Genomic DNA, 11,945 nt, shown 5'->3' on the forward strand with positions numbered 1-11,945 from the left:
GCATGAAAAGGCTTGAGGGCAAACGGATTCTGGTGACCGGCGCCGCGTCGGGCATCGGCCAGGCGACCGCGCTGCGGTTGCTGGACGAGGGCGCCGCGGTGGCCGCCTCCGACGTCGCCGTCGACGGGCTGGAGCGGACCCGCGACCGGGCGGCGCAGGCCGGCACCGCCGAGCGGCTGGTCACCGTGACCATGGACGTGGGCCGCGAGGACGCGGTGGTCGACGGCGTGCGCGTCGCCGTCGAGCAGCTGGGCGGCCTGGATTCGCTGGTCAACGCCGCCGGCATGCTGCGCGCCGCGCACACCCACCAGACCAGCCTGCAGCTGTGGAACCAGATCATCGGCGTCAACCTGACCGGGACCTTCCTGGTGGTCCGGGAGGCGCTGCCGGCGCTGCTGGACAACGCGCGCAGCGCGGTGGTGAACTTCAGCTCCACGTCGGCCTCGTTCGCCCACCCCTATATGGCTGCCTACGCCGCGAGCAAGGGCGGCATCCAGGCCTTCACCCACTCGCTGGCGCTGGAATACGCGCGCCGGGGCCTGCGCGCGGTGTGCGTGGCGCCGGGCAGCATCAAGTCCGGCATCACCGACGCCACCGGCGGCTACATCCCCGAAGACGCCGACTGGTCGCTGTTTTCGCGGTTGCTGCCGGTGCTGCCGACCACGGTGGAATCCAGCGGCACGGGGATGGCCGAGCCCACCGCCGTCGCCGGGGTGATCGCCATGCTGGTGTCCGACGACGGCGCGTTCATCACCGGCACCGAGATCCGCATCGACGGCGGAACCCACGCCTGAGAGTTCAGTTCACGCACGGCACGCTGCCGCCGTCGATCGGTTTCCCCTGATCCGGCGTCGGATACGTGGTGGTGGTGCCGTTGTAGTAGTAGGTCTTGGCCTTGCTCGACGTGGTGGTGCTGCTGGTGCTGGTCGTGTCGTCCAGCTGGGTGTCGTCGGTGGTGGGCATCGTGAAGTTGGTGTCCACCGTCAGCCGGATGTGGCCGGGCGCGATGCTGGGGCTGGGCTGGTTGGGCGCGTCCAGGCTGAGCAGGTTGGCCAGGTTGCGCGCGTCGTTCTGGGCGCCGGCGCCGTACTCGATGGTGGTGGCGGCCGGGTCGCCGGACTCGCGGTCGCGGACCTGGCCCGTGGTGTAGCCCCGCTTCTTCAGCGCGTGCGACACCTCGCTGGCCAGCCCGCTCATGCTGCCGGAGTTGACCACGTCGACCACCGTGGACGGATCGGGTGCGACGGACGTGCTGGTGGGCGCGGACGTCGGCGCGTCGGCGCCGATCGCGGCCGCTACCTCCGCCTTGATCGCCGCGGGGTCGACGATGTTGACGTCCTGACCGTCGATGTTGTCGTAGCGCACCACGGGCAGCGTGCGGAATTCGATGTTGCCGCCGGCCAGCCCGCCCAGCCGCTGGATCATGTCGTCGGTCCAGCCCGCCGACAGCACCACGTCCTTGCGCGCCACCGCCATCAGATTCTTGAGCTTGTCGATGTTGGTGAAGGTGCCCGCCGCCTGCAGCTCCTGCATGACCGAGGAGATGAACGCCTGCTGGCGGTGGGTGCGGTCCAGATCGCCGTTGTCCAGGCCGTGCCGCTGCCGGACGAACGAGAGCGCCTCGGACGCGTCCAGCCGCTGGCGCCCGGCCGGGAAGTCGGCGCCGGAATACGAGTCGTAGACGGGATGGTTCAGGCACACCTCGACGCCGCCCAGGGTCTGCGCCAGGTCGTAGAAGCCGGCCAGGTTGACCTCGGCGAAGTAGTCGATGGGCACCCCGGTCAGGTTGCGCACCGCGCGCAGGGTCGCCGCCCGACCGGCTTCGCGGCCTTTGGTCTCGAGTTCCTTCTGGCTGCTGGTGCCCTGGTTGGCCAGCTTCTGGGCGACGTACTGCTTGGTCAGCCCGTACGCCTCCTTGATCTTGATGTGGTTGTATCCGGGCACCCCGCTGAACGGCACCCAGTCGTCGCGGGGGATGGAGAACGCGACGACCTTGTTGTCGGCGCTGACGTGCACCAGGATCAGCGTGTTGGTGTTGTAGCCGCCGTCGTCGGAATCGCCCGCGTGCAGGTGCTTCAGGATCGAATACGGTAGGTCGTTGCCGTCCTGGTCCTTCCGCGAGTCCAGCCCGATCAGCAGGATGTTCATGTTGTCGCCGCTGGAGCGGGGATCGTCGGGTTGCAGCGCGTTGGACACCGTGATGCCGCCCAGCGCGCCGTGCGCGACGTAGTATCCGGCGCCGGTCAGCCCGATCGCCGCCACGGAGACCAGCGCACCCAGGGTGCGCGTCAGCCCCTTACGGAAACGGGAGGGCTGACGGACGGCTCGATGGCGGCGATGGGCACCGCCCGAGCGGGCCATCACAACCCTCTGCCCACACCCAGCACATCGCCGGGCGCCGTGACGGCGGTTTGCGGCGATGTTGCTCCAAGCATGGTGACAAGTATGCGTTAGCTCGCTGTGAAGCCCCCAATCGAGAGCACCCGTCACCAGGGGCAACCGGGCGCGTGGGTGGCGCCGGTTTGCGCCGGCGATCGCCGCCCCACCTGCGGGTTTACCCCCGGTCTGGGGCCGGGTGGGGCCGCGCCGATCTCCGGGAGGTCTCGGGCCGAACACGGCGCTGTCCGGATCGACTCGCATTCGTTACCGCGCGGACACCGCACCTGGCCGCGCTAGCGGGCCTTGACCAGGTCTTCGCCCGATTGGTAGAAGAGCGCGATGTTGCTGCCGGTGACGATCTCGGCGAGGTAGACGCCGACGGGTTCGACCTCGTAGTAGTAGTGGGCGTTGCCCTCGGTGTCCAGCGTCGAGGCGCAGGACAGCCCCGGCGCGCCGCAGCGCTGCTTGATGGGCGCCGCGAGGGCGGCGAGCAGCACGACCACGGCGATGCCGATGGTCAGCGGGATTCGGTGCACCGGTGACCCCGTTCGCGCCAGATTCACGGCTGGAGTGTAAGCGGCAGACCCCGCGGGTACGCGGCCCTGAGCCGAGCGAAGGGCCGAGACACGCTTGCGGCCGCTCCCGGCGGCGCGGCCGCGAAATTCCGAGCCGCCCGAGCGCGAGGCGGACGCGGACAGGATTGGAGGGCAGGCATGCGCGCCGAGGAAGGCGACGAATCCGTCAAGGACTATGCAAAGGAAAGCCGGGAAACCCTGGGTCGCATCAAGGCTTCCCAACATGGCGGCGGCCGGCTCGGTGCCATCGCCCGCCGCTTCGCGCGGCTGTGGCGCGGACCCCGCGGACCGGAGGACGCCGGTCCCGCCCGCTGAGCGCGTAAGCGCTTGGGCCACAGGCTAATTCGGTGGGGTGACCGGCGCCGGGTGGCGCTGCGCCCACGGCCGGGCCTGCTCGAGTTGCGCGGCCAGTTGCAGCAGATCCCCGTCGGCGCCGAGCTTCCCGACGAACTGCACACCGAGCGGAAGGCCGTCGTCGGTCCAGTGCAGCGGCACGCTGATCGCGGGCCGCCCGGTCAGGATGGCCAGCTGCGTGTAGGGCACCCAGCCCAGGCTCTCCCGGATGAGGTCATCGAGAATCCCGCTGAGCCGCATCAGTTTACCGCCGCGCACCCTGCTGACCAGGCGGGCCGCGCGCTGCAGCGCCGCCGACGTCGAGGTGGCACCGACCACCAGGGGAGGGGTGGCCAGGGTGGGCGTGAGGAAGAAGTCGTAGCCCTCGTGGAACGCCGCCAGCGACTGGATGTAGGTGTTCCTGTTCTCCAGGGCGGACATCACCGGCAGCACCCCGCCGGACCGGCCGAGCTCACTGATTGCCAAGGTGTCGGCCTCGAAGTCGTTGTCGCGGGCCCCGGTTCGCCTCCTGATGTCGGCGACCTGCTGGTGCAGCTGGGCGAACCAGATGGTCAGGAAGTCACGCCCCAGCGCGGCGTCGTCGTAGGGCGGGGCAACCTCGCGCACCCGGTGGCCTAACTCGCTCAGCAGGGCCGCACTGTTCTCGACGGCGGCGACGGCCTCGCGGTCCGGGCGCGGGTTGAGCGCCGAACGGGCCGAGTACCCGATTGTCAGAGGTCGCGGAGGACGCGTGATCTGTTCGGCAAAGGGCTTGTCCGGCAGCGCAACTCGGTAGGACGCGTCGGGGTGGTGCCCGATGATCGAGTCCAGCAGCGCGGCGCTGTCGCGCACCGTGCGGGTCACCACACCCTGGGTGGCCATGCCCAGCATCAGCTCGCCGGTCTGCGGGCCGTAGGGCGCCAACCCCCGGCTGGGCTTGAGGCCGACGAGGCCGTTGCAGGCGGCCGGGATGCGGATCGACCCGCCACCGTCGTTGGCGCCCGCGGCCGGGACAATGCCGGCCGCCACCGCCGCGCCGGATCCGCCCGACGAGCCGCCGGGGGTGCGTTCGGTGTCCCACGGATTGCGGGCGGGTCCCCAGTAATCGGGCTCGGTCACCCCCTTGGCCCCGAACTCGGGCGTATTGGTCTTGCCGAAGATCACCAGCCCCGCGTCCAGGAACCGCTGGGTGACCAGCGCGTGCCGGTCGGCGACGTCGTTGGCCAGCGACCGTGACCCGCACGAGGTGGGAAAGCCGCGATACTCCTGGCCGAGGTCCTTGAGCAGGAACGGCACCCCGGCGAACGGCCCGCTCAGGTTCGGGTCGGCGGCTTGCCGGTCGGCGACGTCGTCGAGCCGGCACACGATGGCGTTCAGGCGCGGATTCACCGCGTCCGCGCGCTGCCGTGCCAGCGCGAGCAGTTCGGCCGGCGTGACCTGCTTGTCCGCCACCAGCCCGGCCAGGGCGGTCGCATCCAACGCCATGTACTCGTCCAGACGCATGCCGTTGACGTTAAGCCACCGCGGGCCCGGCCGGGGGCCGCCTTAGTATCACCTGGTGCCCATGGCAGCCGAACCCTTCACGATCCGCGGCCCCGGCGGCGTTCAGATCGTCGCCGACCGTCTCGGGGATCCTCGCGCGCGCGCCGTGGTGTTCCTGCACGGCGGCGGGCAGACGCGGCGGTCGTGGGGCAAGGCGGCCGCCGCCGTCGCCGCCCGCGGGTGGCAGGCGGTCACCGTCGACCTGCGCGGGCACGGCGAATCGGACTGGTCCGGCGACGGCGACTACCGGGTCGTCAGCTTCGCCGCCGACGTGCAGGCGGTGCTGGGCACGCTGCCCCCGAAGCCGGTGCTGGTCGGCGCCTCTCTCGGCGGTTTCACCTCGATGCTGCTCGCCGGCGAACTGTCCCCGGGCATCGCGAGCGCGGTCGTGCTGGTGGACATCGTGCCGAACATGGATCAGTCCGGGGCCAACCGGATTCACGCCTTCATGGCCGACCGGGTGGACTCGGGATTCGCCTCGCTCGACGAGGTCGCCGACGCGATCGCCGAATACAACCCACACCGGCCGCGGCCAACCGATCTGGAGGGCCTGACCACCAACCTGCGTCGCCGCGGCGATCGCTGGTATTGGCACTGGGATCCGCAATTCATCAGCGGCACAGCGGCTTTCCCGCCGTTCGAGGTCACCGACCCGGATCGGATGCACGCGGCCGTCGAGGCGATCCTGCGCGACGGCGTGCCCATCCTGCTGATCCGCGGCCAGATGAGCGACCTGGTCAGCCAGGAGCGCGCCGACGAGTTCCTGGCGCGCTTCCCCCAGGTCGAATTCACCGACGTGCGCGGGGCGGGGCACATGGTCGCCGGCGACCGCAACGACGTTTTCGCCGACGCCGTGCTGGATTTCCTGGCCCGCCGCCTCGACGTCGAATGAACCATGGGAAGGGCTGGGCGCCGGCCTCTTTCGGCCGGGCGGCGCTGCTACTATCTGCCGGGCGCAAGCGGAGGAGGGCGGCGTGACCGTGTCGTGGCTGCGGGGGTCGGGGCTCGTCGGGGCGGTGTTGGTGGCCGCCACGGCGGTGGCGAAAACCGCGGGCGCGGCACCGCCTCCGGCCCTGCCGGCCCCGCCGCCGTCGCCGGGCATCGGCGTCGATCACGAAAACGGCGGGTGCACAGCCGGATTCGCCGCCCAGGGTTCCGACGGCAGCTACTACCTGATGACCAGTGGGCACTGCGACGCGCACGACGGCGCGGAGTGGACGTACGGGAACGACGCTCCGCTGGGCAGGATCTCGGCCAGTGAACACGAGGGCGACAAGCGGGACGCCGCGATCATCCGGCTCGAGCCGAGCGTCGGCATGCCCGTCGGTGACGTCGGTGGCAGGTATCAGGTGCGGGATGTGTTGAGCCGCCCGCAGATTCAGGTCGGCATGCCGTTCTGCAAGATCGGGGCGGTCACCGGGGAGACGTGCGGTGCCATCAAGGGCGTCGACGGCGACGTCGTCGAGGCCAGCGTGTTCAGCCTGGACGGCGACAGCGGCAGCCCGGGGTTCGTGATGAATCCCGACGGCAGCGTGAGCGCGGTGGGCCTGTTGATGTCCTCGCCCGACGGGGACGACTACACCACCTACTTCATGCTGGTCAATCCGCTGCTGGACCGGTGGGGCCTGCGGATTCTGCCGTGACGTTTGCGCATCTGGGGCATGGGGTATCCGCCGCACCGGCCTCGAACGCGTCGGCCCCGGGACCGTGGACGGGCTGTCGGCGCGGCCAACGGCAAGAGGCGGGCGGAACCAGCGACACGAAGGGAACAGTAGTGAAGCGTGGGATCGTAGTGGGGGTGGCCGGAGTGGCCCTGGTGATCGGGGCGAGCGCCGGTTGTTCGAGCAACAAGTCGAACACCGGGGCGTCCGGTTCGTCGGGCGCGCCGGCAGCGGCGGCCCCGCAGCTCATCGTCGACGGTCAAACCCAGAACGTCAGCGGGCAGGTCACCTGCACCACCAACGGTGACAAGACCACCATCGGCATCGGCGACCCGACCGCCGGCCTGGGCGCCGTGGTCAGCAACGGCAATCCGCCCCTGGTGCATTCGGTCGGCTTGGGCACCGTCAACGGCGTCGCGCTCGGCTTCTCCGACGCCGCCCCGAATCAGGGCGGCAACGCCGGGGCCGCGGTGAACGGAAAGACGTGGGCGATCAAGGGCACCGCGACCGGCGTCGACATGAGCAACCCGCAGCAACCACAGCAGGTAACCAAGTCATTCGAGTTGGACGCCACCTGCCCGTAGTGCAGGCCGTCGGACACCCAAGGGGGACGCAGCTATGTCAATGAAACGTGTGGTCGGCGCCGCCGCGGTGGCGGCCGGCCTAGGCATCTCCGCGGCGTCGCTGAACGCCGGATCGGCCTACTCGGCTCCGCTTGACCCCCCGCCGCCGTGCCCGAACTGCCACGGTGGCGGTGGCAACCCCGGCGGGCCGGGCGGTGGGCCCGGCGGCCAGCCGGCCGGTCCCGGGGGCGGCGCCGGCGGCCAGCATGGCGGCAACACCCCGCCGCAGGGCGGGCAGAACAACCCGCCGCAGAACGGCCCGAACAACGCGCCGCAGAACGGTCCCAACAACGCGCCGCAGAGCGGCCCGAACAACCCGTCGCAGGGCGGCCCCAACAACGCGCCGCAGAACGGCCCGAACAACCCGCCACAGGGCGGGCAGAACGAGCCCGGCGGCCAGTACCCGCCGAACCAGCACGGCCAGAACCCGCCGCAGAACGGGCAGAACCAGCCGCCCTACGACCACGACCAGAACCCGCCGACGCCGGGCGGACCGACCAATGCGCCGGCGAACACCCAGAACCCGCCGCCGCCACCGGAGCGGCAGCGCTACGCGGCGCTGAACCCGCCCAACACCCAGCCGCCGCACCCGCCGTACGTGCCGCGTCACGACGTCGTCACCGCCAGCGCCCAGATCGGCGGCCCGGCCGGTGCCGACGTCCAATTCAGCATTGTGGGTCGCGGCGCGCCCCCGCCGCCGCGCGAGCACGGCTACGGCTGGAACGACGGCCCGCCGCCGCACCACCCGCCGCCGAACTGGTATGGGCCGCCGCCTCCCGGCGGCTGGGACGGTCCGCCGCCTCCCGGTGGCTGGAACCGGCCGTGGGACGGACCGCCGCGTGACGTGGCGGTGGCGCGGGCCGACTTCGGGCCCTTCAGCTACAACACCTTCACCGTGATCCCGGTCTTCAACTGGCAGTACGGCGGTTGGGGCTACTGGTTCTTCGGTGTGTGGGTGCCGCTGTACTGATCCGCGTCACTGCGGGTGCGCCGCCACGTAGTCGGCGGCCGGGATCGGTGACGACGCGTCGTAACCGATGGGCAGCAACACGTCGCCCGCCGTCGTGAAGCAGTAGACGTCCCACCGGTAGTAGGCGGCGAAGGTTGCGGGGTCGGCGGCCATCAGCGCCGCATACTGGTCGACCGCGCGCACGTATTCGCTCGCGTGGTTGTAGGCGTAGATGGCGTGGTCCCGATCGGCGGCGAAACCGTTGGCCGCCAGGTAGCGGCCCGCGGCCAGGATGCTGTCGCGCGGCGAGTGGATGTCGCCGCCCTGCCCGTAGCCGGCGAAGGTGGACGGCAGGAACTGCATCGGCCCCTGCGCGCCCGCGGTGCTCGCGCCGACGATGCTGCCGAACCGCGTCTCGATGAAGTTGATCGCCGCCAGGTAGTTCCAGCCGACACCGGACTCCGCCTCGGCCTGGTGGTAGTAGCCGAGCAGCTCGTCGGCGGGGGCCGGCGGCTCGATTCGCCACGCCGGCAAGGTGTTTCGCGCCGGAGTCAACGCGGTGAGCTGCCGGCGGGCGTCGACGTTGCGGTCGTAGACGTCGATGAGCTCGGCCGGGATCCGCCCCCGCGCGGCCGCCTCCCACTCCGGATGGCGGGCGATGGCGCGGTAGGCCGCCTGTTCGCGGTGCGCGGCCGCCGTCAGGGCCGGCTCGGACGTACCCGGGTCGCGCAGGGCGCGCTCGTCGGCGACGAGGTCGTCGCCGAGCTGGGCCGGGTCGGAGGCCAGCCGCGGCTGCGCGCCACCGGGCGTGTCCGCGTCGGCGGGCACCATTCGCGACGCCGGCGCCGAGGGCGCGGCGGTCCGCGTCGCCGTTGGGCGCGGCGCGGCCGACGGATGCGACGGCGAACAGCCGGCGAGCGCGACCAGGACCGCGGCGGCGACGAGCGGTGCGGTGCGCCGATTGCTCACGGTGAATCCTTAGGGCCGACGGGTTCACAGCGAGTCTTTCGCATCCGGGCGCGCCACATCAATGCCGCGGCGGCGATCGATCGGGATTGGTCGGCGCCCGGGGCTTGTGACAACGCCGCGACACTCTCAAACTGGTTGATATGCGCGACCGCGAGACCATCGACGCGGAATTGCGGCGCATCGCCCTCGCGCGCCGATCGATTCACCGGCAAGGCGGCCAACTGTCATCGCGCGAGGTCGACGAACTGCTCGACGAGCTACTGGCCCACAGCGCCGGCCAGGCCGTCCCCGACCAGGCGGCATCGCCGGAAACCGCGGCGGCCGCCACGCCCCGCCGGCACGGCGGCGCGCTGCACCGCGCCGGCCTACTCGCGGCGTTGCCGCTGTCGCTGATCGCCGTCGCAGCCGCCGCGGTGATGATTTTCTTTGTCCACCAACGCGATTCGACGGCACCGGCGACCGAACCCGCGCCGTCGGCCGCGCCGCCCAAAGCGGCGGCGCCCAAACCGCCCGCGCCGAGAATCGAGATGGCCGACATGGCGTTCGTCGCCGCGCTGAAGCACGAGGGCGTGCCGGTGCCCAGCCAGGACTACGTGATGAAGCAGGGGCACGCGGTGTGCGACTTTCTGGCCCAGCAACACAATTTCGCCGACGCCATCGGGTTCGTGCAGCGCTCGTCGATCTGGAACGCCGAGCAAAGCGCCGAAGTCACCGCCGGCGCCATCGTCGCCTACTGCCCGCAGTCGCAAGCCACCGCGGCCGACCTGACCGGCCCGGCCTATCAGAACACCCTCTCGGATCTGCAGGCCATCGAGGGAAAGCTGCAGGGCATCGAGGGCGATCTGCAGGGAATTCAGCGGGACCTGGACAACATCCCGGGCCACCGGTAACCGTAGCCGGCGCGCAGCGGTTCGGTCATATCGCCGCAGCGCTACCGGTTTGCGGCATAAAGTCCCCTTCGTCCCGATGATTCTGCCGGCGCGCGACGGGGGAAATCATGTTCGATGCAGTCCGCTGGCGTTTGTCGGCGGGCGCGATGGCCGTCGCTGTCACCGTCGCCGCATGCTGTGCGCCGTCCGAACCGGCGGATCCCTGCATGGTCGCCTCCGGCGCGGCAGACGAGTCGCAGGGCATGGATGCCATGGCGATGGCGACCGAGGCCTGTCCGCTGGTGCGGCTGACCGAGAACGATCCCGACCCCCCGTTGTATCCCTACCTCGGAAGCGCGCATTGGCACGTGCCCTGGGCGCAGGAGTATTTCGATCAGGGCTTGCGCTTCTACTTCGGGTTCAACAACCGCGAGGCCTATCGCGCATTCAAGAAAGCGGCGCGTGACGCCGAGGACAACGACATTGCCTGCTCGGCGTGCTATTGGGCGCAGGCCCTCGTCCTGGGCGTCGACCTGAACATGCCGAGGGAATTGGAGCCCGACCGCGACGCCGCGAACAACGCGCTGCGCCGCGCCGCCCGGCAAAAGCCGAACGGGGAAGACGACAAAATCATCGCCGCCCTAACCGGACGCTATCGGGACTGCCCGAAAACCGACGACCCCAGGAAATGCCAGGCGGGCCGCAACCAGGCCTACTACGACGGGATGAAGGCGGTGGTGGACGAGTTCGGCCGCGACGACCCCAACGTCATCACCCTGTTCGCCGACGCGGCGATGAACATGACGCCGTGGGCGTACTGGAAGGACGGGAACCCCGTGTCCCCGCGGACCACGCAGGCGCGGGAGTATCTCGAAAAGGCTTTGGAATTAAGCCAATACCCGCCGAACGAGGGCCCCATCCACTGGTACATCCACCTGATGGAGCAGTCCCGCACACCGGGCGCGGCGGGCAAGTACGCGGACCGGCTGGCGGCGCTGGCGCCGAACTCCGGTCATCTGGTCCACATGCCGTCGCACATCTACTACCGGATGGGCGACATGCCGAAGGCGATCAGGGCCAACAAAGAGGCGATCGACGCCGACGAAAGGTATTTCGCGACCGAACCGCATCTGTACCGCCCGGACGGCGACCGCTACCGGTACGGATATTATTTGCACAACATCCATTTCGTGATCGCCGCCGCCGCGTTGAGCGGAGACGACGACGAACACGACGTCAACCGTTACGCGGATAAGTTGCTGCAGTGGCTGCCCGACAACGCCAGCGGTTTCCGCGCCGACGTCTACCGGTCCGCCTACTATTTGGCCAAGATCAATTTCTCCAGCACGGCCGACATCCGTGGCTTCGACCCGCCGAGCCCGTTCAATCAGCAACCGCTGGCCACCATCGCCTACGACTTCGCGCGGCTGATGGCCGATATTTGGGATAAAAACAATTCCCCACACTGGCTGGACACGCTGGACGGCGACGTCGCCAGATACCGCCAACACGCAACCGCCAGCGGCAAACCGAACGCGGACTGCGATCCGAGGCTGGAGCTCCCGAAACCCGAGCTGTGCCTGGCCGCGATCCTGCGTGACCTGGGGCATGCGCGGGCGTTGGCGGCCAAGGCCGATTGGGGCGCCGCGGCCGATGTCGCCAACGAAGCCGTCGACATCCAGGACAAGCTGCCCTACGACGAGCCGCCCCTGTGGCCCTACCCCGTGCGCCAGACGCTGGCGTCGATCCTGATCCGCCGGGCGATCGCCGCCGGCAACCCGATGGAGCGGGCCCTGCACCTGGCGGCGGCCAAGGAGCTGCTGCTGAAGAGCCTCAACAAGGGCAAGGGCAACGACCCCGAGCAGACCCCGATCGGGACCTACCCCGGCAACGGCTGGGCGTACTACGGGCTGCTGGAGATCGCGACGCGGGACGGCTCCCCACCGGAGGTCGTCAAGGCGGCCGACGCCGAGCTGGCCCGGCACTGGTTCGGCGGCACCGGCTACCGAAACCTCGATCGCCTCTAGGCTGCGCGTGAAGGGTGT

12 protein-coding genes are annotated in these 11,945 nt (G+C 70.2%); 8 read left to right on the forward strand and 4 right to left on the reverse strand.

Translation table 11 applies throughout. The features are described 5' to 3' along the window. Positions 1-2 precede the first annotated feature (2 nt). Positions 3-794 (forward strand): SDR family NAD(P)-dependent oxidoreductase, encoded by a 792-nt coding sequence (locus tag MAA44156_RS02935; RefSeq protein WP_009974856.1) that lies wholly within the window; start codon positions 3-5, stop codon positions 792-794. A gap of 4 nt (positions 795-798) precedes the next feature. Here MAA44156_RS02935 and MAA44156_RS02940 read toward each other — a convergent pair whose 3' ends face one another. Continuing rightward, on the reverse strand, positions 799-2,361 hold the full coding sequence (locus MAA44156_RS02940; protein ID WP_009974858.1) for an LCP family protein: 1,563 nt from the start codon (positions 2,359-2,361) through the stop codon (positions 799-801). Between the two features lie 311 nt (positions 2,362-2,672). Then, positions 2,673-2,942, reverse strand: a complete 270-nt coding sequence (locus MAA44156_RS02945) for a hypothetical protein (RefSeq protein ID WP_003877168.1) — start codon at positions 2,940-2,942, stop codon at positions 2,673-2,675. A gap of 150 nt (positions 2,943-3,092) precedes the next feature. On the opposite strand from MAA44156_RS02945, the gene MAA44156_RS23240 reads away from it, so the two are divergent. Continuing rightward, positions 3,093-3,269, forward strand: a complete 177-nt coding sequence (locus MAA44156_RS23240) for a hypothetical protein (RefSeq protein ID WP_003875741.1) — start codon at positions 3,093-3,095, stop codon at positions 3,267-3,269. Positions 3,270-3,293: 24 nt separating this feature from the next. Here the strand turns inward: MAA44156_RS23240 and MAA44156_RS02950 are convergent, their stop codons facing one another. After that, positions 3,294-4,790 carry an amidase gene (locus tag MAA44156_RS02950; protein WP_009974861.1) on the reverse strand — a complete coding sequence of 499 codons (1,497 nt, stop codon included), beginning with the start codon at positions 4,788-4,790 and terminating at the stop codon, positions 3,294-3,296. 61 nt (positions 4,791-4,851) lie between these two features. On the opposite strand from MAA44156_RS02950, the gene MAA44156_RS02955 reads away from it, so the two are divergent. The 4 genes from MAA44156_RS02955 to MAA44156_RS02970 all read left to right on the forward strand — a co-directional run bounded on the left by MAA44156_RS02955 (position 4,852) and on the right by MAA44156_RS02970 (position 8,083). After that, positions 4,852-5,721 (forward strand): alpha/beta fold hydrolase, encoded by an 870-nt coding sequence (locus MAA44156_RS02955; RefSeq protein ID WP_023869798.1) that lies wholly within the window; start codon positions 4,852-4,854, stop codon positions 5,719-5,721. Positions 5,722-5,803: 82 nt separating this feature from the next. Continuing rightward, complete coding sequence (locus tag MAA44156_RS02960) at positions 5,804-6,472, forward strand: S1 family peptidase (protein ID WP_009974865.1); 669 nt, start codon at positions 5,804-5,806, stop codon at positions 6,470-6,472. Between the two features lie 131 nt (positions 6,473-6,603). Further along, on the forward strand, positions 6,604-7,074 hold the full coding sequence (locus MAA44156_RS02965) for a lipoprotein LpqH (RefSeq protein WP_023866584.1): 471 nt from the start codon (positions 6,604-6,606) through the stop codon (positions 7,072-7,074). A gap of 40 nt (positions 7,075-7,114) precedes the next feature. Continuing rightward, a complete protein-coding gene (locus MAA44156_RS02970) occupies positions 7,115-8,083 on the forward strand; it encodes an MAP_0585 family protein (protein WP_029248369.1) in 969 nt (322 codons plus the stop codon). A gap of 6 nt (positions 8,084-8,089) precedes the next feature. On the opposite strand, the gene MAA44156_RS02975 is transcribed toward MAA44156_RS02970, so the two are convergent. Further along, a complete protein-coding gene (locus MAA44156_RS02975; RefSeq protein WP_009974870.1) occupies positions 8,090-9,031 on the reverse strand; it encodes a lytic transglycosylase domain-containing protein in 942 nt (313 codons plus the stop codon). Positions 9,032-9,171: 140 nt separating this feature from the next. On the opposite strand from MAA44156_RS02975, the gene MAA44156_RS02980 reads away from it, so the two are divergent. Beyond that, positions 9,172-9,921 carry a DUF732 domain-containing protein gene (locus MAA44156_RS02980; RefSeq protein WP_009974871.1) on the forward strand — a complete coding sequence of 250 codons (750 nt, stop codon included), beginning with the start codon at positions 9,172-9,174 and terminating at the stop codon, positions 9,919-9,921. Between the two features lie 146 nt (positions 9,922-10,067). After that, positions 10,068-11,927: a tetratricopeptide repeat protein gene (locus MAA44156_RS02985; protein WP_029248370.1), complete on the forward strand. Its 1,860-nt coding sequence runs from the start codon at positions 10,068-10,070 to the stop codon at positions 11,925-11,927. Positions 11,928-11,945: the final 18 nt, after the last annotated feature.

The sequence above is a fragment of the Mycobacterium avium subsp. avium genome (assembly GCF_009741445.1).
Classification (GTDB): domain Bacteria; phylum Actinomycetota; class Actinomycetes; order Mycobacteriales; family Mycobacteriaceae; genus Mycobacterium; species Mycobacterium avium.

Bases quoted from the DNA above. Each gene is read 5' to 3' on its own strand.
- MAA44156_RS02985 (WP_029248370.1), top strand. From the start codon at position 10,068: ATGGCCGTCGCTGTCACCGTCGCCGCATGCTGTGCGCCGTCCGAACCG.
- MAA44156_RS02955 (WP_023869798.1), top strand. From the start codon at position 4,852: ATGGCAGCCGAACCCTTCACGATCCGCGGCCCCGGCGGCGTTCAGATC.
- MAA44156_RS02940 (WP_009974858.1), bottom strand. From the start codon at position 2,361: ATGGCCCGCTCGGGCGGTGCCCATCGCCGCCATCGAGCCGTCCGTCAG.
- MAA44156_RS02950 (WP_009974861.1), bottom strand. From the start codon at position 4,790: ATGCGTCTGGACGAGTACATGGCGTTGGATGCGACCGCCCTGGCCGGG.
- MAA44156_RS23240 (WP_003875741.1), top strand. From the start codon at position 3,093: ATGCGCGCCGAGGAAGGCGACGAATCCGTCAAGGACTATGCAAAGGAA.
- MAA44156_RS02970 (WP_029248369.1), top strand. From the start codon at position 7,115: ATGAAACGTGTGGTCGGCGCCGCCGCGGTGGCGGCCGGCCTAGGCATC.
- MAA44156_RS02935 (WP_009974856.1), top strand. From the start codon at position 3: ATGAAAAGGCTTGAGGGCAAACGGATTCTGGTGACCGGCGCCGCGTCG.
- MAA44156_RS02980 (WP_009974871.1), top strand. From the start codon at position 9,172: ATGCGCGACCGCGAGACCATCGACGCGGAATTGCGGCGCATCGCCCTC.